This is a genomic window from Alicyclobacillus pomorum DSM 14955, assembly GCF_000472905.1.
GTDB classification, from domain to species: domain Bacteria; phylum Bacillota; class Bacilli; order Alicyclobacillales; family Alicyclobacillaceae; genus Alicyclobacillus_A; species Alicyclobacillus_A pomorum.
This window is the reverse complement of sequence record NZ_AXAR01000008.1, coordinates 63,819-84,624: the sequence shown is the minus strand read 5'-3', so window position 1 is coordinate 84,624 and position 20,806 is coordinate 63,819. Positions and strand designations below refer to the sequence as shown.

Below are 20,806 nucleotides of genomic sequence, written 5' to 3'. Positions count from 1 at the left end.
GTGGACAGATTCCTAAAGAACAATTGGGTATTGCGGATTATCGCATTGGTGTTGAGTTGCATTATCTGGGTTACAGTCAGCACACAAGGCAATGACACGGGAACGGGCGTGGCAGCCACGCAGAGGTACCCGTATTCGTTTCCTGTGCACGTTTTGGTAGATCCCAACCTCGTCGTCACTCGCATCGACAGTCCGACAGCCGTCGTGGAAGTGCAGGGGAGCGGACTCAGCGTCGCCACTTTGCCCGCGCAAATGTTGGGTGTGGCTGTGCAGGCGGATGCGCGTGGCTTGTCCCCAGGGACGCATCAGGTACGATTGATAGCCACGGGCATGCCGCCGGTCAATTACACGATAGTTCCCCCTACAGTCACAGTGGTGCTCGACCGAAAGATGACCGTGTCCAAAGACGTGAAAGTGAATGTCCAGGGGCAGCCAGCGAATGGATATCACACGGGAGCCCCTATCACTGACGTGCAAACGGTGGGCGTCACCGGTGTGGAGGCGGATTTGGACAGAGTCGCTTATGTGCAAGCCTCCGTGTCGATTCAGGCAGCCACGCAGACGGTGACGAAGGCCGTCACGTTGGAGCCTGTGGACAGTCAAGGAAACGAAGTGCCCGGGGTTGACGTGAATCCGGTGGATGTCAACGTCACCATTCCAGTTCAATCGCCGCAGGCGACAGCCAGCGTAGTACCGGAGATTATCGGAAAACCTGCCACTGGGTTTGCCATCTCGGATGTAGCGGTGCAGCCGCAGAGTGTCCAGCTACAGGGGACGCCGAGTGTCACGTCCAACCTGCTGGCGCTCAATCTCCCTGTGAATGTGAACGGGTTTACATCCACCCATACCCTGCAAGTGAAAGTGCCACAGCATGCGGGAATATCGAGGGTCACGCCAAATACAGTTTCTGTGACCGTCAAAATTGAGCCGGCGGAGACGAAAGCTTTTACCGGGCTGCCGATTGCCATCCATAACTTGTCCGGCAATACCAAAGTCTCGATTTCCAATCCGAAATCTGTTGACGTCACGGTGTCCGGGCCCAAGTCGGTGGTGGACAGGCTACAACCATCGGATGTGACTGTGTACATCGATGGCGCTCATTTAAGCAACAGTGACACGAGCGCGCCACTCAGCGTTTCCATCCCGAACTGGGTTCAGGTCACAGACATGTCTTCACACACGGCTGAGATTACTGTCAGTGGTGCAAATACCAATCCGTAGTTAGCAAATCGGGAATGACCAAGCTGTCGGAAAAGACAGATTGCCGGATACTTCGACCTGTGGCACAATGAGTTGTGACTCGAAGGGAGTAGAATGACGTGGCTCGTATGTTTGGAACGGACGGTGTCCGTGGCGTAGCAAATACAGAATTGACTCCAGAGCTGGCCTTTCGTCTTGGCCGCGTTGGTGCCTATGTCCTGACGAAAGACAGATCTGGCTCTCGCATTGCCATCGGAAAGGATACGCGTATCTCCAGTGACATGCTGGAGGCCGCATTGATTAGTGGAATCCTGTCGATGGGCGTAGATGTGTTGCGGCTTGGCGTCATTTCCACGCCAGGTGTTGCATACCTGACGAGACACTTGCATGCAGACGCAGGCGTCATGATTTCCGCGTCGCACAATCCTGTGGAGGACAATGGCATCAAGTTCTTCGGCGCCGACGGCTTCAAATTGCTCGACGACATGGAAGATGAAATCGAGAAAATCGTGGCCGATTCGGAGGATACCCTGCCTCGTCCTATCGGGGCCGCAGTGGGCCGCATCTACGACGCACCAGCTGTCGGTACATATGTAAAGTTTTTGCTCAGCACGGTGAAGCACCGCTTTGACGGCTTGCACATCGTCCTCGACTGCGCCAACGGCGCGGCCTCCGGGATTGCTCCGGAAGTCTTCGAGAAGCTGGGCGCGAAGGTCACTGTGTTGAACGCCCAACCGGACGGCGTCAATATCAATGTCGGGTGCGGATCGACCCATCCTCACGTTGTACAGCGTGCCGTGCTGAATTACGAGGCCGACCTAGGGCTGGCGTTTGACGGTGACGCAGACCGCTTGATTGCTGTCGATAGCACTGGACAAGTGGTCGACGGGGATTTCATCATGGCTATCTGCGCGAAGGCGCTCAGCGAAAAGGGCTTGTTGAAGAACAACACGGTCGTCGCGACGGTGATGAGTAACCTCGGTTTTATGAAGGCGATGGAGGAGCTCGATATTCGCGTAGAAACGACCGCGGTTGGGGATAGATACGTGATGGAAGCCATGCGCAAAGGAGACTTCGTCCTTGGCGGGGAGCAGTCCGGGCACATCATCTTCCTCAACCACACCACGACGGGAGACGGCATCCTGACGGCCATTCAACTGGTGGACATCCTTGTCGAAAGCCGCAAGTCGCTGGCAGAGTTGCGGCAAGTGATGAAACGTTATCCGCAGATTTTGGAGAATGTCCGCGTGCGAGACAAGCACGCTTGGAGAGACAACGAGAAGATTCAACAAGCACTCAGAGCAGGCGAGGAACTGCTGGGCAACAATGGACGCGTGCTCGTGCGCGAATCGGGAACGGAACCTATCATTCGCGTGATGGTCGAAGGGCCGGATGAACGGTTGTTGGAGAAGTGCGTGTCGCAGATTGTGAAAGTGGTGCGCGAGGAACTCGGCGCCTGAGATGGACGAAGTGCACAAAGGATTGACACAGCAGGGCTACAGTGAATAGAGTGCTATGTAGCCCGGCTTTGCCTTTGTCTTTGTCTTGTTTGGCTGTTGCGGCTTGAAAGGAGGGATGCGGGCGCGGAGGGACACGAGGAACGCACATCGTGACCATCGCGAGAGATCGGATCAAAGTGAGGAAGATAGGAAACATTGTCGAACCATGCAGCGGTGAATCTAACCACGCCGCAGGCATGCAAAAGCGCCTGGACTGATGGCTATGCACATGGCCTCAGTTGACGCGGAGGAGGTTGGCGAACCATTCGGCGGATGCCTCCCGGCTTGAGACCGAGCCGCAAGCAACACTCGAAACCCAGCGGGTGACTGCTGGAACAGGAGTTTGCAGGTCATAAGGAGGAACTATATCAATATGTGCGGTATTGTAGGGTACATTGGTAACCGCAATGTGAAAGACGTCGTTATCGGTGGTTTGGCGAAACTTGAGTATCGCGGATACGACTCCGCTGGGATTGCTACGCTCGATAACGATAAAGTGACTGTCGTCAAGTCGGTTGGACGACTGACCAACTTGGAAAAGAAACTTGAAGCGAACCCAGTCAGCGGTCACCTTGGCATCGGCCACACGCGCTGGGCGACGCACGGACGCCCCTCGGATGAAAACGCGCATCCCCATCAGGACTGCAGCGGGCGATTTGCCATCATCCACAACGGGATCATCGAAAATTACCTTTCACTCCGTGAGGAGTTGCAAGCAAAAGGTCATCAATTTAGGTCTGAAACAGATACAGAAGTCGTGGCACACCTGATTGAGGAACTGTACAACGGCGATTTGCTTTCGACCATGGTGGCTGTGGGCAAGCGCATTACAGGCGCCTACGCGCTCGTCGTCATGACAAAGGACGAACCAGACACCATCATCGCGATGCGCAAAGCGAGCCCGCTGATTGTCGGCCTCGGCGAAGGCGAGAACTTCATTGCATCCGATATCCCTGCTGTGCTCGAGTATACGCGTAAAGTGTACGTCCTTGACGATGGCGAGATGGCAGTCGTTCGCAAGGACTCCGTCGAATGCTATACGCTTGCTGGCGAGCCGGTGACGAAAGAAGTCCTCAACGTCACCTGGGATGCGGTCGCTGCTGAACGCGGCGGCTATGCACACTTCATGTTGAAGGAGATCCACGAACAGCCGAAGGCCATTCGCGACACGTTGACCGGCCGCATTGCGTCTGACCTGTCTAGGGTCGTATTGGATGAAGAGGTCAACTGGAGCCGCGACTTTGTAAAAGCCATCGATAGGATTCATATCGTCGCCTGCGGAACCTCCTGGCATGCTGGCTTGGTTGGGAAGTCGGTCATTGAGAAGTTGGCGCGCATTCCCGTCGATGTGGAGATTGCGTCAGAATACCGCTATCGCGATCCCATCCAAACCGACAACACGTTAATCATCGTCATCAGCCAGTCTGGCGAAACAGCTGATACATTGGCCGCGTTACGCGACGCCAAAGCGCGCGGTCGCCGGGTACTAGGCATCACCAACGTGGTTGGCAGCTCCGTGGCTCGCGAGGCAGACGATGTGTTGATTACGCGTGCTGGTCCGGAAATCGCTGTGGCTTCCACGAAGGCGTACACCACGCAACTCGTCGTGCTGTACCTGTTGGCCGTTTACTTTGGTCAAGAGCGCGGGTTGCTTGGCGAAGACCAAGTTCGTGACATTTTAGCGGGCCTCCACGATTTGCCTCAAGCTGCCGAAGAAGTATTGGATGCGGCACCGCAGCTTGAGAAGTTCGCGGAAGAGTGGAAGGACGCACACGACACGTTCTTTATCGGTCGCGGCGTGGACTACTTCCTCTCGATGGAGGGCGCGCTGAAGCTGAAAGAGATCTCCTACATCCACGCGGAAGCGTATGCTGCCGGAGAACTGAAGCACGGAACGTTGGCCCTGATTACTGACGGTGTGCCTGTGATTGCTCTGGTCACTCAGACGGACCTGTACGAGAAGACGCTGAGCAACATCAAAGAAGTGAAGGCGCGCGACGCCTTCGTCTTGGGTGTGACATTTGTTGGAGACGAAGCGTTGCGGAAGTCGGTGGATGAAGTTATCTATCTGCCGAGGACCATGCCGCTGCTCTCTCCGATTGTGACAGTGATACCGCTGCAACTCTTAGCGTACTACGCCGCTGTGGCGCGGGGGAACGACGTTGACAAACCGCGCAACTTGGCGAAGAGCGTCACGGTGGAGTGATTTCGCGGGTACCCACAAATCAAGTTTGTTACAAAAATGCCTCTGGTTTTCGGACCAGAGGCATTTTTGCGGAAAGGCTTTCTCACGTCTGTGTCGTCGGATAGTTACGTTATGCATAAACTCGTCTTCACACTGAGAGTACGATTGTGGTATGGATGATGCGAAGAAGGCTGTAATCAGTGCCCTCAATCAGTTATAAACTGAAGACAGTGCAACTGTTATTGATGGAATTCTCTGACGAAATCACTCAGCGCACAACAAGCATCCCTTGATGAGCTCGGAGGGAAACGAACATGAATCTCGTCCCATTAAATTCGATATGTTGGGGTGTCTTTATCTTGGTATGGATTGTTGGAGCTATCTACAATGCTTACAAAGCACCTGCGACACTACAAAAACATTTCCGCTACGATTGGCTCATTGTTGCGGTGGTGTCTTGGCTGATTATGCATTATGTACCCCATCGTTACTGGGCATTCATGACGGCGCACATGTTCTGGTTACAGGTTTGCGGGGCTGCGTTGTTAGTTGTATCCACGCTATTTACTTTGTGGGCTCGTTGGGAATTGGGGAAAATGTGGGCGTCCATCGCGGCAATAAAGGAACATCACAAATTAGTGACGGATGGGCCTTATCGCATTACAAGGCACCCCATTTATTCTGGAATTCTCGGCATGATGCTCGGTTCTGCATTTTCGACAGGGGAGGGTTCGCTTTTTCTTGTCTCTGTCGCTATACTGCTTGTTTTCCTAAACAGGATTCGTATTGAAGAACAGTTGATGACCAGAACTTTTGGTGATCAGTACGTGCAATACAAAAAACGTGTACCACAATTGATACCCGGTCTTCAATGGATAAATATCAGGATTCCGTGAACGTTCCTGATGCACGGCAATTCAATCTGCCAAGCCCTCTTGCAGATGGCTTGGCATAAAAGCTCCTCCATGTTCAATAGAGTAATTACGGACAACGTTCTCGTCCGTCAGGCTCGAGCATGGGGGTGCATGCAATGGGGAAACTAGTGGAGACTCTCGAGGTCGGTGGCATGCATTGCGCCGCTTGTGCCGCTCGCATCGAAAAAGTAGTCAAGCGCCAAGACGGGGTGATTGACGCCAGCGTTAATCTTGCTTTGGAACGAGCAACCATCGTTTATGAGCCACATACAGTGGATCTGGGGATTGTTATGGGCCGTATAGAAAAGATGGGATATTCGGTAAGACAAGCGGTCTCAGAGAAAGGCGGGGCGGACCCCGATGGTATGCGAGCTCAGATGGAGCTCTTTTTGTTTTCTGCGGTGTTATGTATTCCGTTCTTGTTGCTCATGTTGCAGATGATGGGGGTCAATGTAACTCCACACGTATTTAATAACTTGTGGGTTCAACTCGCCTTAGCAAGCCAAATTCAATTCATCGCGGGTTGGAGTTTCTACGCGGGTGCACTTCAATCGATAAAAGACAGAATGGCGAATATGGATGTCTTGGTGGCTCTCGGAACCACATCTGCCTATTTTATGGGCGTGTACATGATGCTGAACGGGAACCCCCACGTGTACTTTGAGACGAGCGCCGTGATTATCACGCTGGTTCGCCTTGGAAAAGTACTCGAGCTGAAGGCGAAGTCACGTACATCGGAGGCATTGAAAAAACTCGCCTCTTTGAACGTGAAGTTCGCCCATCGATGGAACCAAGGCAAATGGGAAGACGTCCTTGTTGAACAGTTGTCCGTGGGGGACACTGTTCTCGTAAAACCCGGGGAGAAAATACCTCTGGACGGTCAGATATTGTCGGGAGAATCGAATGTGGACGAGTCCATGCTGACGGGAGAAATCCTGCCTGTGCCAAAGCAACCTGGGGACTCTGTCTTCGGTGCAACCATCAACCACTCTGGCTCATTAAAAATACGCATTGACCGCGTTGGAAGAGATACTGCCTTAGGGCACATCATTCAGTTGGTTGAGGAGGCACAAACGTCAAAGGCCCCCGTGCAACGGTTGGCGGACACCATCTGTGCATTCTTTGTACCGGCAGTGCTTGGTGTTGCACTTGTCACCTTCACGGTTTGGTACTTTGCTCTTTTGCCGGGCATGACCACGTCTCTGCATACCGCTATCATGAATGCCACCGCTGTTTTGGTCACTGCGTGCCCTTGTCCACTTGGGCTCGCAACACCTACAGCAATTCTGGTTGCAACCGGAAAAGCGGCTGAGTATGGGGTCTTTTTTAAGGGTGGAGAATCACTCGAAACGCTGGGGCGAAAAGGTGTATGTCTACTCGACAAGACTGGAACCATTACGCAGGGTAAACCGAAGGTCCAGGAAGTACATGTCATTCCGAATCCATACATTCACTCCAAGACAGACTTACTCGTTCTTGCGGCAAGTGCTGAAATCCATTCAGAACATCCTATCGCGAAAGTGATTGTGGACGCTTGCCCAGACCGATCCCTCTTCGAAGCACACCACGTGACGTCTTATCCCGGCTTCGGTGTTACTGCCATCATCCAATCCCACAAAGTGACCATCGGATCGTTCCGGTTTCTTGATGACCAAGGCATTCCCACGGACCACGTGCATTCGAGGGGAATCGCTTGGGAGGAACGTGGAATCACGGTCGTTGGTATTGCCATAGACCATCGAATCGTTGGAATGATGGGGGTTGCAGATCCCATCAAAGACTCTTCCGTTGATGCAGTCAAACAGCTCAAGCGATTAGGCATGCAGGTCATGATCCTTACGGGAGACAATGAAACCACTGCACATGTAATGGCTCAGAAAGTGGGGATTCGAGAGGTTTACGCCAACGTATCCCCAGAAGATAAAGTGAAGATTGTACGACATTTCCGAAATAATGGACGCCACGTGGTGATGGTTGGAGACGGAGTGAATGATGCACCATCCCTTGCCGCTGCAAACGTTGGCATCGCGCTCGGCACAGGTGCAGATGTAAGTGTTGAGGCGGCGGACGTCGCCTTAATTGGAACGGATTTGGAAGGTGTCGTCCGCGCCATCAAGCTTTCTCGTGCTACCATCCGCAATATCCGTCAAAGTCTATTTTGGGCTCTTGCGTATAACGTCGTCGGTATTCCCGCAGCTTCATGTGGTCTGTTGAACCCCATGCTGGCTGGTGCGGCAATGGCTTTCAGTTCTGTTCTCGTCGTGACCAACGCACTGCGTCTCAAGCGAGTGCGATTATAACAGGGGATGTACAAACTTCTATTCGAAGCCGCTGAATTCATACACTGTGACGTACGGAAACATCACGGAGGTGATGGTGTGGGCAACGTGCATGTATGGTACTGTGGCATTCCCCATTCCCTGAAGCGAAAACCTTGTCGTACCACTACAAAACCAGACGTGCCCCCGAAGTCCGCGTCATGAGTGCATACGCTATGTTGGGAAAATGGGGAGCGTTGATTGTCGGTATGCTAGCGGCTGTTTCGATTGCAGTGGGGGCACGAATTGCCGTTCGTGATCAGGCCCCTGACACTGCTCACCAATCATCCAAGCTCATTCGGGTATTTGCTTTTGGCGCCGGGGCGTTTTTCACCGCAGTTTGCCTGGATTTCATGCCTGACGCATGGTCGGCCATGGGAGATAACACAGCATGGTGGCTGTTCTTGGGGGCGCTGGTGTTATGGACAGCCAACTCACTGTCTGATGGTTGGTTTTCGAAGGAAATGAGGAGTGTCAACGTCTCAAGCGATGATGCCTCTGGCAGTACGTTTGGCCGTGTGCTTCGATTCACGCCGGTCAGTGCTGTCGTCCTGGCTGCCGCCCTATCCTTTCATACGTTTCTAGAAGGCGCTGCCGTGGCAGTGTCGTTTCACGAGTTGAGTTGGAATACGCTCGCATTCTCCTTGGCCATGATTTTGCACAAACTTCCCGAAGGCGTTTTGTGGGCATTGGCGTTGATCTCTGTTTTCTCAAACGATAAGAAGTCCGTGTCTAAGGTCTTGCTGATTCCGGCTCTATGCACATTGCTGGGAACGATGCTCGGTGTCCTATTCGCTGATACCGCACCACCGGGTGTATTAGGAGCCATCAGTGGTGTCATTGCGGGTGCCATGTTGTACATTGCCTTTTCCGAACTGATCCCTGCGATTCGTGATGTGGATTCCCCAAGACTGTCGCGAAACTGGTTCTTCATTGGTGTCATCGTCATGTTCATCCTCAATGAATTTTCACGCTTGGCTGGTGGATAACAGAATGGGCGTATCCAACAGGGATACGCCTACTCACATGCACCGACCCACCATCGTTCGCTTGTTCACACCAACTTGGTTCTGACCACCGAAAAGGAACCTATTGTCAAGTCGTTCGGCTACCTTTGATTGTTCCTATGGTCGCCACCGTAATCAGCACAATGGCAATCACTGAACGTAATTCGACTGCTTCACCAAGGACGATAAAACCGACAAGGGCCGCGACAGCAGGTTCCGTGCTCATGAGTAACCCGAATACATGAGTTGGCAATCTGCGTAACGCCTCAATCTCCAAAGAATAGGGAATGACAGAAGAGAGCAGGGAAATACCCACCCCTATCAGAAGAAATTTGGGTTCCACTAACTTCGCCCCGGCACTCGTTATACCAATTGGAATAAGCACGAGGGCAGCGACGCCCATTGCCAATGCTAACCCACTGATACCAGGTATGGACCGCCCCACACGAGAGCTCAAGATAATATACGCTCCCCAGCAAACCCCGGCCATCAGTGCAAGTACCATACCCAATCCATCGAAGGTTGCTCCGGTCCAAGGTGCCAAGCAGAGAATGCCGCTTGCCGCCAAAATCACCCACAGCACATCCAGTAGACGTCGTGAGCCCATGATGGCAACACCGAGAGGACCCACAAATTCAAGTGTGACGGCTATCCCCAAAGGTATGCGTGCTAAAGCAGCATAGAAGCATAAATTCATCGTTGCCAATGCAAGACCAAATAGTATGCAGTTCATGTAAGCAGTTCGTGTGTAACCTCTGACGCGAGGACGCCAGATGAGAAACAATATCAAAGCAGCAAATCCCACGCGCAAAGAGACAGTACCGGTGGATCCTAAGGCAGTAAACAAACCTTTTGCGAGCGCGGCACCAATTTGGGTTGAGCTTACGGATAGCATGACAAGTCCAGTTGGGGGGATTGAACCAAGAAGACCTCGTACTTTCAAACCAGTTGGGGCTACGACTCTTTTCCCTATGTTCATAAGCATCGGTTTGGTCACATCCGACAATGGTTCGGTCCCCCCTTAAAGTGATGATCATTAGAGAACGCATTGAGTTCTGAAGAGGAGTTGAGTGCGAGCGATTTGCAATATCACTCTAGAGTGTCAGCACACATACATACTAGGTATCTTAACATTTTGTAATCGTCTGCTACACGTGGATTTTGGCGTAGCCGACTCACCACGCTGCAATTTGGTGATCCAACCGTATATCGTGTACCCTTGTTTTCGTGGTGGCGTGCGCCTTTCCTGAGCTGAAATTGCCCAAGCCCGTGATGCCAACGGGGCTAAGAGGCCGCCACCTTTACATTTCCACGAAAACAGGGACTTTTTCGCAAATGGACTGGTTGATAGATGGTGGGAGTATGAATCGATGAAAAATCCAACGGTCGTGATTGACTTTACGGATCCTGACGGAAACCGTCTCGCTGGAATGTTCGGCGCTCCGTGTCAGACCATCGTCGCGTCGAGAATCGAAGAAGTGGTTGATGCCATACGTAACGTAGAGTGTGCAGTTCGTCATGGGATGTATGCGGTTGGATACATCGCATACGAGGCAGCGCCGGCATTTGATCCTGCGCTCAGGGTGCACGTGCCCACTCATGACATGCCATTGGTCTGGTTTGGCCTGTTTGATGAAATCTGTGATTTGGATGAGCCTGTACATGGTGCGTTTCACGTATCCGATTGGAAGCCGACCGTACATCGGGACACGTACAATGCGGCAATTCAGCAGATTCGTGTCAATATTGCTGACGGCGTGACGTATCAAGTCAACTATACCATCCGGATGAACGCCTCGTTTCACGGTGATGATTTGGCTTACTTTCACCGAATTCGTAAGGTGCAGGGTGGCGGGTACAATGCTTACATAAATACAGGGCGGTTTCGCGTGTTGTCTGTTTCTCCAGAACTGTTTTTTCATTGGGGGAACGGCGTAATTACCACCAAACCGATGAAAGGGACTGTGAGAAGAGGCAAGTGGGTCGCAGAAGACGAGCGCTTAAGAACATGGTTGCAGACTTCGGAAAAAAACCGAGCCGAAAATCTCATGATTGTCGATTTGTTGAGAAATGACTTAGGGCGCATTTGTGAGACGGGCAGTGTCAGCGTACCGGCGCTGTTCGATGTAGAGAAATATCCGACGGTCTATCAGATGACTTCAACCGTCACCGGTCAAACGAAAGAGGGAACCACTTTGGTGGATGTGCTTTCTAGCTCGTTCCCTTGCGGTTCGGTGACTGGAGCTCCCAAAGTGAGTACCATGCGCATCATCTCAGAGTTGGAGGGGAGTGCTAGAAACGTATACTGCGGCGCCGTGGGCATCATGACGCCGGCAGGACAAGCGATATTTAACGTTGCCATACGGACCGTGGTCATTGACACGGAGACAGGAATCGCCGAATGCGGAGTCGGCGGGGGGATTACCTGGGACTCTACTGCGGAACATGAATATGACGAAGTGGTTGCAAAATCTATGTTTTTAAAGGTGCAACGTCCGACATTTGGGCTGTTAGAAACGCTTCGTCTGGACAATGGTGATTACTACTTGTTGGAGCGTCACCTCAGTCGACTGCAGAAATCGGCACAATACTTTTCGATGGACATCGACATGGACGAAATACGTGCTTCGCTTGCGAAGTGTGCTCAAAGCCATCACGTAGGTCGTTATAAGGTCAGGTTAGTTGTTCATGGAAGAAGCAACATAGAGGTGACTGTGAACGAAATTCAGACAGCCGACGACGGAATTCCAGTCGCTTCGTTGGCTGACCGCCCCGTCAATTCGAATGACATTTTCCTGTTTCACAAAACGACGAATCGATCCGTTTATGAATCATTCCGCAAGCCGGATAGTTATGATGTGTTGCTCTGGAACGAAAAAGGTGAGTGCACGGAGTTTACATCAGGAAATGTGGTTGTTGAACTTGAAGGGGCACTTTGGACTCCGCCACTCTCCTGCGGGTTGCTCCCTGGTACGCTGCGGGAACACCTGATGGAAGCCGGTGTGATACAGGAACGCGTCATACGAAAGGAAGACTTGCAACGCGCCAGTCGCATATGGTTTATCAACAGCGTTCGCGCGTGGGTCGAGGTGGATGTCCGACCACGTTCTTAGAACAAGGAGAAAAGGGGAAGATCTGTGTGCGACAGATCTTCCCTATTGTGCATTGTTGTTCAGCGCCTTTTGCACCTGCTGGAGTTGATCCATCATCCACGTCAAGTAGTCTTTACCTGTCGGTTTCGTTTCCGTGACCTGCACGACAGGTATGTTGTTACTACGTGCAAGCTTGACGATGTTCGCCACCGTTGGCGTTTCATTCTGAATGTTTTCCACGAAGAATTTGATTTTCTTCGTCTTTATGTCGTTTTGAACGTCAGCTAACTCCGACGGTGACGGATCATTTCCATCCTCCACAGCCTTTGCAAGCCCAGAATCACAAACGTTCATATGCAGGGCTGTTGCCATGTAATCAAACACAGGTTCTGACACATCAATGTTTACAGACGATGTTTGCTTCAGATGAGATATCATCCGATTCAAGGGTTGAAGTTTTTGGATATACGCTGTAGCTCGTTGGTGATATTCCTTTGCATGCGCTGGGTCCATTTTGGATAATTGATCCGCAATGTCGTTCGCCAGCGACGGAAGCGCGCTCGGGATGTACCACACATGCGGATTGTCGCCAATTTGCTTATGGAGTACATCCGTTCCAACACGAATCACGGTCTTCTGATTCGCGGAGGCGCTTGCTTGAATCAATTTGGACATCCACTCGTCGTAGCCGATCCCCGTGTAGATGACCAACTTGGCGTCACTGACCGCTTTTGACGCGTCTGGCGTTGGTTCGTATTCATGAGGATCGACAGTAGGATTGTTCAAGATGGAAGTCACAGTCACATCTTGACCACCGACAGCCTGTGCCACTTCACCCCAAAAATCTTCAGCCGCTACAACCTGGATTTTGCCAGACGCCGTATCTGCTGACTTGTTATCTTGTGTCGCAGGACTGCCACATCCAACGAGAAACATGAGCGAAAGTGACATCACACCGTATCTGACAAAACCATTGATCATATTCATGATAGAATCCCCCAACGTTCGTTACATTTCGGTGGACACGGAAACGTGTTCCGGCTTCACACTTGGCAACATTTTCTCTCGCCATACTTGCCATCCTCGGCAGGCGAAATATAACACGGCCTCCACGGCAGCGATGTAGAAGCTGACTGGTGCGTTTGTATAGAAACTGAGCGTAAGACCCGACCACACGCCAATCACAGCAAATACAGCGGAGAACAGGAGCATCCTTGAAACCGATTTTGTGAGGCTGAATGCGGCTGCTGCCGGTGTGGTCATCAGTGTAAACACCAGAAGTGCCCCAACGATTTGTAAGGCTTCTGCGACTGAAATCGAGAGCAGCAGCAAGAATGCGATGGAAATGAATCTCGTGGGAAGTCCCGCCGATTCAGCGCCGACCGGATCGAAAGAATCGAAGGTAAGCATCCGGTACCCAAGTATCAAGACAACGAGAATGCCCACAGCCAAGCCAAACATTTCGTAGACCTGGGACGCGTCAATGCCGACAATACTGCCAAAGAGTAAGGCCATCATCGCGTTGGACTGTCCCTTTGTCAGAGATAGAAAGAGCAGTCCCAGTCCTAACACAATGCTGAGTACAACGCTGATAGGGATATCCTTTCGGAACACTTTCGCTCCTAGACCACCAATCGAAACGGCAGCGGTTGTGGTGAACAGAAGCATCCCAGCCAACGGATTCCAACTCATAAAGACCGCAAAGGCTGCGCCGGCAAATCCAACGTGGGAGAATGTGTGTGTGATGAATGCGAGGCCTCGTGCAATCACGTATACCCCGATGATTCCGCACATGATTGCCACAGCGGTGCCTGCCAGGAACGCATGTTGCATGAAATCGTATTGAAACATCATTAAACCTCCAGGTAAGGCATTGATGAAGTACGACTTGGAACTGCCGTTGTGTGGGTCTCTTCGTGAATCCCAGTCATCGGCGCTCCATACAGTGTCGTCAGAACGTCTGGACGCACAATGTCTTCAACCCGTCCGATGGCATATCGACCGCGAGTTAAGTACAGAATTCTATCGCTATACTTTGCAGCGATATGCATGTCGTGCGTGACAAGGAGGACCGTCGTTCCACGTTCTTGCCGTATTTGGTTGACGAGCTCGACCACCATCTCCTGCCCACCGGGATCTAAGTTTGAGGTCGGCTCATCGAGGAGAAGCAGATCTGGATTGCGCACCAAAGCTTGCGCTAAATAGAGTCGTTGTCGTTGACCGCCAGACAAGCGACTGATGGCCTGATTGGCCAACTCCTCACAACGGGTGAGCTCAAGCGCTTCTCGCACTCGTGAACGCTCCTTGCGATTGAGCCAAGGTCGGAGTGTATGAGGTAGACCAAAGCTGACGAAGTCCCAGGCACGAAGTGATGTGTCTACATCCATTTGGCGAGATTGGGGTACATATCCGATGCTGCGCGAGCGGTTCTTTGCAGCAGGTGGAAGGTGAACCGTTATCCTTCCGCGGCTTGGCTGAAGTACACCCAGTAAGACTTTCATCAGTGTGGATTTTCCAGCGCCATTCGGCCCGATGATGCTGACCATTTCTCCACGGCGAACTTCAAAGGAAATATCGTGTAAGATCCACTCGCCGCCCAAAGATACGGACACATGCTCAACAGACAGTGCGGATTCCAACTGGCTACCTCCTTTGTAGAAAATTATTTCCTATAATGACCGCTTCATTGTACCTGTGATATCATTCCCTTGTAAATAGGAATTTTACGATTTACTGTATGCAGAGAGGAATCTATAGACTGTAGTTTCGTTCGTTCTATGACAACCGTTGAAGCGATGTATAGAGAGCAGGTGTGAAGAATGGCGTGGGCGTCTACCGAGGAGATTCTAAGTAAATTAAAGGAATCGGGGCACAAATTCACGGGAAAACGGCAAGAGATAGTGGAACTGTTTGTTCGGAGTGGGAATCAATACTTAACGGCGAGAGACGTTTATGAATCTGTGAAACAAAAATATCCCAATATCAGCATGGACACGATTTATCGGACGCTGTCCTTGCTTCAAGAACTTCACGTGATTGAGCAGATGGACCACATCGATGGTGTTCAAAAGTATCGGTTAACGTGCCAGACGCACCATCATCACCACTTGATTTGTGTCGTTTGCGGACAAACATCGGTGATTGAAGAGTGTCCGATGTCACTGTTGCACGTCAAACTCGAGAATTTTACAGTAGTCAATCACCGGTTTGAAATCTACGGATACTGCACTTCTTGCAAGAATTGAATGAAAACGTACCAAAAGCATATGTGGACAACATGGACTCTGAAGTCCCACGTGAGTAAGGGGACATCATGTCTGAGAAGCGATGTCGTGTAAAAACCTTTCAACGCGACGTCGAATGTCATCGCGTACTTCGTTGAACTTGGCTTCAATGTCAGACTCCGTGCCTGTTGCTTTGGCAGGGTCGGGGAGCCCCCAATGAATTCGTTTGACGTGAGGTGGCGTCACTGGGCATTTGTCTTTGGCATCTCCGCACAGCGTGATGACGTAGTCGGCTCGTTCGAGGATTTTCTGGTCAATCAAATCGGATGTGTGCGTCGAGATGTCGACACCAGCGTCTCTCATCGCTTTCACGGCACGCGGATTCAGTCCATGCGTTTCGATTCCTGCACTGTAAACCTCGACTGCGTCACCGCCAAGATGTTTTGCCCACCCTTCTGCCATTTGGCTTCTGCACGAGTTCCCTGTGCACAAAAAGTAAATCAGTGGCTTTTTCATGATGCGACCTCCGTTTTATTGAAGAATGTGCGTTCAAACCAAAGCGCAACGTTTACAAGTCCAATCATGACGGGCACTTCGATGAGTGGGCCGATGACTGCGGCAAGTGCAGCACCGGAATGGATGCCGAAAATTCCCACCGCAACAGCAATCGCGAGTTCGAAGTTATTGCTGGCTGCGGTAAAGGACAGGGTACAAGTGACTGCATAGCCTGCGCCCATCCGCTTACCCATCAAGAACGAGATGAGGAACATCACGGTAAAGTAAATCAACAGTGGAATCGCAATCCGCACGACGTCCCATGGTTCGCGAACGATAGTACCCCCTTGAAGGGCAAACATCACAATGATGGTAAAGAGCAGTGCAATCAGTGTAAGCGGACTGATACGCGGTAGAAACGATGTTTCATACCAACGCTTACCCTTTGCCCGTACCAAGGTGTATCGCGTCATCATTCCAGCTAGAAATGGAATGCCCAGATAGATCAACACGCTTTGGGCGACTTCTGCAATGGTGATGTGAATCATCATACTGCGCAAGCCAAAGAACTGGGGCAATACGGTCACGAACAGGTAGGCGTACACCGAATAAAAGAGGACTTGGAAGATAGAATTGAATGCCACGAGTCCTGCCGCGTATTCGGCACTGCCTTTCGAGAGGTCATTCCAGACGATGACCATTGCAATGCAACGGGCGAGACCAATCAGAATGAGCCCCACCATGTATTCCGGATATCCGCGTAGGAAGACAATGGCTAAGACGAACATGAGTAGTGGACCAATCACCCAGTTTTGAACCAATGACAGGCCGAGAACACGGGTGTTTCGAAATACATTGCCGAGCTCCTCATAACGAACTTTGGCCAGCGGGGGATACATCATAAGAATGAGACCGATGGCAATCGGAACGGATGTTGTACCCACTTGGAGATGGTTCAAACCTGTCACGAGTCCTGACGAGGTGTAACCAAGCAAAATACCGACCACCATGGCTGCGCAAATCCAGACGGTCAGGTATCGGTCCAAAAAAGAAAGTCGCTTTGTCATATGCTGCTGCACGATGTAACAACTCCCGTCTGTCTATTTACACTCAGGCAATGCACCCTTGACTCTCAGTTCGTTTAAACGTTCCGTCATGTCCGGCAAATGAGATAAGGAAAAGCCAACTTCTTCGAGCTTTTGGCGATTTAATGAGTAGTACACCCACATGCCCTTTCTCGTTTCCTTTACCAGTTCCACGCTACGTAACCGACTCAAATGCCGGGAAATCGCAGGTTGAGAAATCGAAAACATCGGTACCAGTTCACAGACACAAAGGTCCCGGATGTTCAGCATCGCCACAATTTGAAGTCGCGTCGGGTCGCCGAGAACCTTCAGGGTCTCGGCAAGCTTTTCAATGTTCATCGATTCCCTCCATTACTTTATAACGATATTGTTATTTAATCATATCCTGTCTCCATTTGAGAAGTCCCTCGTCGGAATAGGGTCCATACAAAATATTTTGCATGGCTTGGAGTAATATGGACACAATACCAACAAAAATTGGTGCGTACAGTCGGGGAGAGTATGCTGTGTTATTCAAGCGGCTTAGGGGTACGAAGGCAAAAGATCTCGGGAAACATCCCGAGAGAATCGCCGGCTTAGTGGATACTTCTCGGCGTCGACCGAATGACCCCTTTCCCACCCGTGTAGATGGTTTACGTGTCTGGGTTGAAGCGGAGTGGCAGCACTGTGACGATTTATTAATCCGCGAAGTCGACGTTCACGGGGCACGGGTACTCTTGGTGTGGCTCCGCGGCATGGTGGCCCAGGAACGCATGGAAGAAGGCGTTCTCGAACCGCTCTCGACCCTGCCGAAACGGCGAGTGGACATCTCTCACTTGGAGTCTGCTTTGCACACGGTACGCGTCCGGCGGGTAAAGACACGCCAAGAATGGAACGTTGCTGTATCCGACGGACAAGTCGTCCTCTGCGTAGACGGTTCAAAAGAGGCCTTGACGCTGGACGTCAGCCAACCCCCTGGAAGGAACATCGAAAAGGCCGAGAACGAGCCCACCCTGCAAGGTCCGCAGGAGGCGTTTGTCGAGAACCTGGAACTCAATGTCGCACTGCTTCGCAAGCGGATCCGTAGTCCGCGACTCAAGGTCGAATCGATGCGCATTGGTGTGTACTCCAAGGCCAACGTATGCATCGTGTATGTCGAAGGCATCGTCAAACCGGCTTTGGTGGAGGAAGCGCGCCAGCGGCTGCGCGACATTTCCATCGATGCGATGAATGACCTCAACAAGTTGCGCGAACTCATCGGCGACGCGCCGTACACCCTGTTTCCGACGACGGAAGAGACCGAACGGCCGGACCGGGTGACAGGCAGTCTGTTGCAGGGGCGCATTGCCATCATGCTCGACGGGGCACCGACCTGCATGATGGTCCCAGTTTATCAATTTCTTGGTGTCGGCCGAAGACTACTATATGAATTACACTTTGACGCTGTTCATTCGCGTCTTGCGCCACATCGCGTACTGGTCTTCTCTCTTATTGCCGTCCCTGTACGTGGCGATATTGTCTTACAACCAAGACCTGATGCCAACGCCGCTCTTGGTTAGCGTGGCAGCCCAGCATCTAGGCATTCCCTTTCCGACCGTATTGGAATCGCTCATCACGATGGGTGCTTTTGAAGCCATACGTGAAGCCGGCTCGCGGCTGCCTCGCGCGGTCGAGCAATCCGTGAGTATCGTGGGTACGCTCGTCATTGGTGATGCGGTCGTGCGTGCAGGCCTGGTGTCGCCGGGCATGGTTATCGTGGTGGCTGGGACCGGGGTCGCTTCATTTGCTCTGCCAGCGTATGGGTTTGTGAATTCGAGCCGGATCATTCAATTTGCATTTGTCATTGCCGCAACATTAGGCGGACTGCTCGGTATCGTGACCCTCGGCCTCATCCTTGTTTCGCATCTCCTTCCGCTCCGTTCATTCGGCGTTCCTTACATGGGGCCGATTGCACCGTTCAGCTGGCGGGATATGAAGGATGTGTTCATCCGCGTGGTGACGTTAGTCTGTATTCCTCTTATAGCTGTCATGGTCATGACATTTCGCAAGCAAGCACAACGTTAGACTGGAATTTCACCGGTGATGTCCCAGAAGAGTTGGCCTACGGGGAGAGCATTCCTTGACATTTTCTCATAAATCCATTACAATCGAATTGTTCAAAGGTAATTCGTATCCATGTATAGAACTGTGAGCCGTTCTTTCTGCGCCTCATAGTGGGTGCAGAACAGGAACGGCTTTTATCATTTGTATAAGTGACCGTGCCAATGAACAATTACGATTGTGCCTTAGGTGAGCACCAGGAGGAAAAAGTATGCACGAAGGTATCGTGAAGTGGTTTAACTCGGAGAAGGGCTTTGGCTTTATCGCTGTGGAGGGCGGAGAAGATGTGTTCGTCCACTTTAGTGCCATTCAGGGGGACGGATATAAGTCCCTTGAAGAAGGGCAGCGCGTTACGTTTGATATCGTACAAGGGCCAAAAGGTCCGCAAGCCGCCAATGTTGCGTAAAGCAAGTTGTTGAAAAGCGGGGTTGATTCTTCTGGCATCGTTGAGATACCTGAAGAGTCAACCCTTTTTACTTCAGCGATTTGCAATGTACCGACGAACAGCTGGTTCAGCATCACTTGTCATTGAGTCCTACCCAGGAAGAGGGACGTTCGAATGAGCTTTTACAACAAAAAACCACCGAGTGAACATGTTTACGAGGATACCATTGTCTGGCAATGCTCAGCCTGTACCTGTTGGTCGAGGCTTGAGTTTGTTTCCCAGGCGGAACCCAAATGTCCGATATGTAGCAGCCAGATGCATAAAGAACTAAAGAACATTCGTGTCATTGATGAGGATGAGCAGAAGTATTAGTTCTTTAGGGATAAACCTGGAGGTGGTCCATCGTTGTTTCAGTATAACAATGTCGATGTTAGGCTCGAAGAGCGATTGATGAAACTGTATGCCAATCATCGCGAGCGTGCAGCCAAAATCGACTGGAGTTACCACGACTTTATTCCTTGGGAGCAAGGACGTTCCTTCAAAACAGATCCGTGGAATGAAGGGCAGAGAAGCCTGCCATTACCGATATATACGGCCATCGAAACGGCATTGCTAACAGAGGTAAATCTCCCATGGTTTACGACACATTTAAGCATCACCTTTAAGGGTAGCTTGGATGTTCTTCAGGACTTCATCCACACTTGGACCGCAGAAGAAGATCAGCACTCCAATCTACTGGAAACCTATCTGATTTTGACACGCAACGCGAATCCACATGAGCTGCACACTTTGCGAAAAAATGTTGTGGAACAAGGCTACGAGTCCGAATTCATGGTGCCCACGCAAGTCATGGGGTACACGGCCATGCAAGAATTAGCCACAATGGTGTTTTACAACGATGTAGCAAAGGTAGCTCAACCGTATGATGAGAACTTGTCCACACTGCTCCGTCGTCTTGCCAAGGATGAAAGTCTTCACTATGTGTTTTACCGAGATGCTGTCAAAGCGCATCTGGAACTTGAACCGAACTATATTTACCATGTGGCTCACGTAATGAAAAACTTCGTGATGCCAGGTGGTGAAATGCCCGATTTTGAAAAGCGTATGCAGCTCATTGGTCAAGGAGCCGGCTACGGACCAGAACAGTATTATCATCAGGTTCTGAGTGTGTTGGTTGAATCTTGGGGATTGAACCATCTCCGTCCGTCGAGTTCAGAGGCCGAAGAAGCACGCATCAACCTCTTGAAATTTCACGAGCGCCTAAAACGTATTATCGAGCGGAAATCTCTTCGACAAAGAGAAATAAGTTAGTCGACGACTGAC

At 51.3% G+C, this 20,806-nt stretch carries 18 protein-coding genes and 1 pseudogene; 12 read left to right on the top strand and 7 right to left on the bottom strand.

Translation table 11 applies throughout. The features are described from left to right. The 6 genes from YWK_RS0109955 (at position 1) to YWK_RS0109930 (ending at position 9,105) form a co-directional block, all read left to right on the top strand. Positions 1–1,221 carry a CdaR family protein gene (locus YWK_RS0109955; protein WP_026964664.1) on the top strand — a complete coding sequence of 407 codons (1,221 nt, stop codon included), beginning with the start codon at positions 1–3 and terminating at the stop codon, positions 1,219–1,221. A 98-nt stretch (positions 1,222–1,319) separates the two neighbouring features. After that, complete coding sequence (gene glmM / locus YWK_RS0109950) at positions 1,320–2,660, top strand: phosphoglucosamine mutase (protein ID WP_026964663.1); 1,341 nt, start codon at positions 1,320–1,322, stop codon at positions 2,658–2,660. A gap of 412 nt (positions 2,661–3,072) precedes the next feature. Beyond that, positions 3,073–4,905: a glutamine--fructose-6-phosphate transaminase (isomerizing) gene (glmS, locus tag YWK_RS0109945; protein ID WP_026964662.1), complete on the top strand. Its 1,833-nt coding sequence runs from the start codon at positions 3,073–3,075 to the stop codon at positions 4,903–4,905. A gap of 293 nt (positions 4,906–5,198) precedes the next feature. Continuing rightward, positions 5,199–5,780 carry a methyltransferase family protein gene (locus tag YWK_RS19360; RefSeq protein WP_035466638.1) on the top strand — a complete coding sequence of 194 codons (582 nt, stop codon included), beginning with the start codon at positions 5,199–5,201 and terminating at the stop codon, positions 5,778–5,780. A gap of 134 nt (positions 5,781–5,914) precedes the next feature. Next, complete coding sequence (locus YWK_RS0109935; protein ID WP_026964661.1) at positions 5,915–8,098, top strand: heavy metal translocating P-type ATPase; 2,184 nt, start codon at positions 5,915–5,917, stop codon at positions 8,096–8,098. A gap of 194 nt (positions 8,099–8,292) precedes the next feature. Beyond that, positions 8,293–9,105: a ZIP family metal transporter gene (locus tag YWK_RS0109930; protein ID WP_169727167.1), complete on the top strand. Its 813-nt coding sequence runs from the start codon at positions 8,293–8,295 to the stop codon at positions 9,103–9,105. A 106-nt stretch (positions 9,106–9,211) separates the two neighbouring features. On the opposite strand, the gene YWK_RS0109925 is transcribed toward YWK_RS0109930, so the two are convergent. Next, positions 9,212–10,120: an EamA family transporter gene (locus YWK_RS0109925; RefSeq protein ID WP_245578589.1), complete on the bottom strand. Its 909-nt coding sequence runs from the start codon at positions 10,118–10,120 to the stop codon at positions 9,212–9,214. Positions 10,121–10,493: 373 nt separating this feature from the next. Between YWK_RS0109925 and pabB the strand changes: the two genes are divergently transcribed. Then, positions 10,494–12,236, top strand: a complete 1,743-nt coding sequence (pabB, locus tag YWK_RS19355) for an aminodeoxychorismate synthase component I (RefSeq protein ID WP_035466636.1) — start codon at positions 10,494–10,496, stop codon at positions 12,234–12,236. Positions 12,237–12,278: 42 nt separating this feature from the next. Here pabB and YWK_RS0109915 read toward each other — a convergent pair whose 3' ends face one another. The 3 genes from YWK_RS0109915 to YWK_RS19345 are packed head-to-tail and all read right to left on the bottom strand — an operon-like array spanning position 12,279 to position 14,854. Further along, positions 12,279–13,202 carry a metal ABC transporter solute-binding protein, Zn/Mn family gene (locus tag YWK_RS0109915; RefSeq protein ID WP_084453622.1) on the bottom strand — a complete coding sequence of 308 codons (924 nt, stop codon included), beginning with the start codon at positions 13,200–13,202 and terminating at the stop codon, positions 12,279–12,281. A 21-nt stretch (positions 13,203–13,223) separates the two neighbouring features. Then, complete coding sequence (locus YWK_RS19350) at positions 13,224–14,066, bottom strand: metal ABC transporter permease (RefSeq protein WP_051375455.1); 843 nt, start codon at positions 14,064–14,066, stop codon at positions 13,224–13,226. A 2-nt stretch (positions 14,067–14,068) separates the two neighbouring features. After that, positions 14,069–14,854 carry a metal ABC transporter ATP-binding protein gene (locus YWK_RS19345; protein WP_051375454.1) on the bottom strand — a complete coding sequence of 262 codons (786 nt, stop codon included), beginning with the start codon at positions 14,852–14,854 and terminating at the stop codon, positions 14,069–14,071. Between the two features lie 180 nt (positions 14,855–15,034). Here YWK_RS19345 and YWK_RS0109900 point away from each other — a divergent pair, with 180 nt between their 5' ends. Beyond that, a complete protein-coding gene (locus YWK_RS0109900; RefSeq protein ID WP_026964657.1) occupies positions 15,035–15,460 on the top strand; it encodes a Fur family transcriptional regulator in 426 nt (141 codons plus the stop codon). Positions 15,461–15,526: 66 nt separating this feature from the next. Here the strand turns inward: YWK_RS0109900 and arsC are convergent, their stop codons facing one another. Genes arsC through YWK_RS0109885 form a run of 3 tightly spaced genes read right to left on the bottom strand, consistent with a single transcriptional unit; the run spans position 15,527 to position 17,358 of the window. Next, complete coding sequence (gene arsC, locus YWK_RS0109895) at positions 15,527–15,955, bottom strand: arsenate reductase (thioredoxin) (protein WP_026964656.1); 429 nt, start codon at positions 15,953–15,955, stop codon at positions 15,527–15,529. Next, the gene (gene arsB / locus YWK_RS0109890; protein WP_035466669.1) at positions 15,952–17,001 is read right to left on the bottom strand and encodes an ACR3 family arsenite efflux transporter; all 1,050 of its coding nucleotides are present in this window, start codon (positions 16,999–17,001) and stop codon (positions 15,952–15,954) included. Before arsB ends, arsC begins: the two co-directional genes overlap by 4 nt. Positions 17,002–17,034: 33 nt before the next feature. After that, positions 17,035–17,358, bottom strand: a complete 324-nt coding sequence (locus tag YWK_RS0109885) for an ArsR/SmtB family transcription factor (protein WP_026964654.1) — start codon at positions 17,356–17,358, stop codon at positions 17,035–17,037. 101 nt (positions 17,359–17,459) lie between these two features. Between YWK_RS0109885 and YWK_RS22875 the strand changes: the two are divergent. The 4 genes and pseudogenes from YWK_RS22875 (at position 17,460) to YWK_RS0109865 (ending at position 20,794) form a co-directional block, all read left to right on the top strand. Further along, positions 17,460–19,062, top strand: a pseudogene (locus YWK_RS22875) (spore germination protein). A gap of 247 nt (positions 19,063–19,309) precedes the next feature. Next, a complete protein-coding gene (locus YWK_RS0109875; protein WP_026964653.1) occupies positions 19,310–19,504 on the top strand; it encodes a cold-shock protein in 195 nt (64 codons plus the stop codon). 153 nt (positions 19,505–19,657) lie between these two features. Next, complete coding sequence (locus YWK_RS0109870) at positions 19,658–19,855, top strand: cold-inducible protein YdjO-related protein (RefSeq protein ID WP_026964652.1); 198 nt, start codon at positions 19,658–19,660, stop codon at positions 19,853–19,855. A 78-nt stretch (positions 19,856–19,933) separates the two neighbouring features. Further along, positions 19,934–20,794, top strand: a complete 861-nt coding sequence (locus tag YWK_RS0109865) for an acyl-ACP desaturase (protein WP_051375464.1) — start codon at positions 19,934–19,936, stop codon at positions 20,792–20,794. Positions 20,795–20,806: the final 12 nt, after the last annotated feature.

Coding starts and splice junctions, on each gene's coding strand:
- glmS (WP_026964662.1), top strand. CDS start 3,073: ATGTGCGGTATTGTAGGGTACATTGGTAACCGCAATGTGAAAGACGTC.
- YWK_RS19360 (WP_035466638.1), top strand. CDS start 5,199: ATGAATCTCGTCCCATTAAATTCGATATGTTGGGGTGTCTTTATCTTG.
- YWK_RS0109935 (WP_026964661.1), top strand. CDS start 5,915: ATGGGGAAACTAGTGGAGACTCTCGAGGTCGGTGGCATGCATTGCGCC.
- YWK_RS0109930 (WP_169727167.1), top strand. CDS start 8,293: ATGTTGGGAAAATGGGGAGCGTTGATTGTCGGTATGCTAGCGGCTGTT.
- pabB (WP_035466636.1), top strand. CDS start 10,494: ATGAAAAATCCAACGGTCGTGATTGACTTTACGGATCCTGACGGAAAC.
- YWK_RS0109915 (WP_084453622.1), bottom strand. CDS start 13,202: ATGAATATGATCAATGGTTTTGTCAGATACGGTGTGATGTCACTTTCG.
- YWK_RS19350 (WP_051375455.1), bottom strand. CDS start 14,066: ATGTTTCAATACGATTTCATGCAACATGCGTTCCTGGCAGGCACCGCT.
- YWK_RS0109900 (WP_026964657.1), top strand. CDS start 15,035: ATGGCGTGGGCGTCTACCGAGGAGATTCTAAGTAAATTAAAGGAATCG.
- arsC (WP_026964656.1), bottom strand. CDS start 15,955: ATGAAAAAGCCACTGATTTACTTTTTGTGCACAGGGAACTCGTGCAGA.
- arsB (WP_035466669.1), bottom strand. CDS start 17,001: ATGACAAAGCGACTTTCTTTTTTGGACCGATACCTGACCGTCTGGATT.
- YWK_RS0109885 (WP_026964654.1), bottom strand. CDS start 17,358: ATGAACATTGAAAAGCTTGCCGAGACCCTGAAGGTTCTCGGCGACCCG.
- YWK_RS0109875 (WP_026964653.1), top strand. CDS start 19,310: ATGCACGAAGGTATCGTGAAGTGGTTTAACTCGGAGAAGGGCTTTGGC.
- YWK_RS0109870 (WP_026964652.1), top strand. CDS start 19,658: ATGAGCTTTTACAACAAAAAACCACCGAGTGAACATGTTTACGAGGAT.
- YWK_RS0109865 (WP_051375464.1), top strand. CDS start 19,934: ATGAAACTGTATGCCAATCATCGCGAGCGTGCAGCCAAAATCGACTGG.